A 3,040-nucleotide genomic window follows, 5' to 3' on the forward strand; every position below is an offset into this window, starting at 1 on the left:
CGGCCATGTCCTGGACAACGGACTGCTGCGGATCCATGTCGACGGCGCCGGACTCGTCCGTTCGGCGGTGGACCTGGCCACCGGGCGCGACGCCATCGCACCGGGCGCCGCCGGCAATCTGCTGCAACTGCACCGCGACGACCCGCCGCGCTGGAGCGCCCGCGACCTGGACACCCGTCGCGGCGACACCCACCGGGACCTCGACAGCGCCGTCCGCGTGGACGTCACCGAGCGGGGTCCGCTGCTGGCGGCGGTCCTGGTGGAGCGGACCACCGGCCGGTCCACGATCACCCAGCGGCTGATCCTCACGGCGGGGAGCCGGGTCCTGGCCGTCGAGACCGACGTCGACTGGCGGGAGCGCGACACCCTCCTCAAGGCGGCCTGGGCGCTGGACGTGCACGCCGAACACAGCACCGGCGAGATCCAGTTCGGCCATGTCGAGCGGCCCACGCACGAGAACACCGCCCGGGAGGCGGCCATGCGCGAGATGTGGGCGCACCGCTGGATCCATGTCGGGGAACACGGCTGGGGCGTCGCACTGGCCGGCGACTCCACGTACGGCTACGACGTCTCGCGTCGTACGCGCGCGGACGCCGGGACCACCACGACCGTACGGCTCTCGCTGCTGCGCGCGGCGCACAGCCCCGATCCGCACGCCGACCGGGGCGAGCACCACTTCCGGCACACCGTGCGCCCGGGCGCCGGCATCGGCGAGGCGATCGGCGAGGGCTATGCGCTCAACCTGCCGCTGCGCCCCGGGGCCCCTGCTCCCGCAGGGGCGCCGCTGGTCGCCGTCGACCATCCGGATGTGGTGGTGGAGGCGGTGAAGCTGGCCGACGACCGCTCGGGGGATGTGGTCGTACGGCTCTACGAGTCGCGCGGCGGCCGGGCCCGTACGCGGCTCACCGCCGGATTCACGGTCACCGGCGCCTGCGAGACCGACCTGCTGGAGGAGACGCTCGCCGTCCGTCCGCACAGCGGGGACGCGGTCGCGCTGACGCTGCGGCCGTTCCAGATCCTCACCATCCGGCTGGCCCGGGGCGGCGGCACGGCGGACAGCGGTACACCCGGCAGCCGTACAGCAGGCAGCCGCGCAACGAGCAGCCGCACGGCCCGGGCGGGAGATGTCCGTGGCTGAGACCCGCCAGGTCGTCCGCCCCGAAGCGGTAAGGCCCGACCTCCGGCCGCCCGGCGACCGGACACCGTCCGAGCCGCTGCGCCCCGAACACCGGGCGCTGCTGCGCCGCTGGGCCGACGAGAGCGGCCCGCTCGCGACGCGCGCGAACGTCGTACTGCTCGCCGCCGAGGGACTGCGTGACGCCGAGATCTCCCGGCGGCTCGGGGTCTCACGGCAGACCGTCGGCACCTGGCGGCAGCGCTGGACGAGCGGAGGCATCGAGGGCCTCGGGCACCGCCCGCGCACCGGCAGACCCGCCACCGTCGACGAGGCCGAGGTGGTCGCCCGTACGCTGCTGGCGCCCGGCGGCAGCGGCGCTTCCCGCGCCGTCGCCAGGGAGTTGGGCCTCTCGCACGCCACCGTCGCCGGCATCCGGCGGCGCTGGCGGCTCACCCCCGACGACGCGCCTGGCCTCCACGTACCGACGCGGCCCCCGCTGCCCGGCTCCGACGTGTGGGTGATGGGGCTGTACGTCGATCCGCTGCGCGCCGTGCTGCTGGCGGGCACCCGGCAGGAGCCGAGCGCCCCGACGCGACAGGCACGGTGATCGGGCCCGACGTGCTCGCCGGGCTCGACCGCTCCATGGACGCCGTGGCGGCCTCGACCGCCCGCCCGGGTGACGGCGCGGAACCCGCACTCGGCCTCGCCGCCTATCTGGCCGGTGCGAGCAGCGGGCATCCGGATCTGGACCTGCACGCGATCACCCTCTGGGACACGGCGGTCCTTCCCGCGTCGGCGGCGACAGTCGATGGACGGGTGACGCACCATCAACTTCCGGCCAAGTCCAGTTGGCGCGCGTTCCTCCGGGCGATGATCGCGTTGGACTCCACCAGCCACCCCGAGTCCTCACGCCGGGTCTACCTCGATCTCGCCGCCGAGCTGGAGCGTTACGCGGCGGCGCGCCCGGAGGCACCGCGCGCCACCGCCGTACGCTGGCTGCGCGAGACCGTGGCCGGTCATCTCGGTACCGGCCGGCCCGCCGACGGCACGGCGCGGCACCAGTCGTGGAGCGGCGTCAACCAGATCGACCTCGGCTCGTTCAACGAGTGCGTGGTCATCGAGACCGTACGGCTGTCCGGCACGATCACCCGGGGCGAGATCGCCCATCACACCGGGCTCACCCAGCAGTCGGTGTCGCGGATCGCCCGCTCGCTGCTGGACCGGGGGATCCTCATCGAGGACGCCCAGCGCCGCGCCACCTCGGGCAAGCCGCGCACGCCCGTACGGCTGTCGGGCACCGCGGCGCACGCGCTCGGCATCCACATCGACCCCGAGGTACTGACCGCCGTGGTCATCGACCTCGATGGCGCGATCGTCTGCACCCGTACCCGGTCCGTCAGCGCCGACATCAATCCGGCGGAGTTCGTGGAGCGGGTCGCCTCGCTGGGGCGCGAGACGCTGGCCGAGGCGCGCGGCGCGGTGCGGGAGGACGGCTTTCTGGGGATCGGCGTGGCGGTGCCAGGACCGGTCGACATCGCCTCGGGCACGGTCCTCGGACCGCCCCTGATGTCGGCGTGGGGTGATCTTCCGCTGCTGTATCTGCTCAAGGACCACTTCCCGTGCCCGGTCATCATGGAGAAGGACTCCACTGCGGCGGCTGCCGGCGAGCGGTGGATCGGCCGGGACCGCAGGGCGAGGGACTTCGCGTATCTGTATCTCGGTACGGGGGTCGGCACGGGTCTCTATCTCAACGGCGACATCTACCGGGGGATCAGCTCCAACGCCGGTGAGTTCGGGCAGCTCTGCGCGGTCGCGCTGGGGCGCTGGGACGCGGACGGGCGGCCCGAGATCCTGCCCGAGTGCAATCCGCCGGTGTCCGTGCCCGATCTCGCGGCGCGCGGCGGGATGCGGCTGCCGCCGTCC

At 74.0% G+C, this 3,040-nt stretch carries 3 protein-coding genes; all 3 read left to right on the forward strand.

The genetic code is table 11. From position 1 onward, the window contains the following. The coding region (locus QR77_RS02860; protein WP_040019503.1) for a glycoside hydrolase family 38 C-terminal domain-containing protein at positions 1 to 1,138 on the forward strand (1,138 nt) is incomplete at its 5' end. Beyond that, the gene (locus QR77_RS48160) at positions 1,131 to 1,724 is read left to right on the forward strand and encodes a helix-turn-helix domain-containing protein (RefSeq protein WP_236710513.1); all 594 of its coding nucleotides are present in this window, start codon (positions 1,131 to 1,133) and stop codon (positions 1,722 to 1,724) included. The genes QR77_RS02860 and QR77_RS48160, both read left to right, overlap by 8 nt. Continuing rightward, positions 1,721 to 3,040, forward strand: a 1,320-nt coding sequence (locus QR77_RS43075; RefSeq protein ID WP_236710515.1) for an ROK family transcriptional regulator, incomplete at its 3' end; no start/stop codon positions are given. The genes QR77_RS48160 and QR77_RS43075, both read left to right, overlap by 4 nt.

Origin of the sequence: Streptomyces sp. 150FB (assembly GCF_000818195.1) — a bacterium.
In the GTDB taxonomy this organism is placed as follows: Bacteria; Actinomycetota; Actinomycetes; order Streptomycetales; family Streptomycetaceae; genus Streptomyces.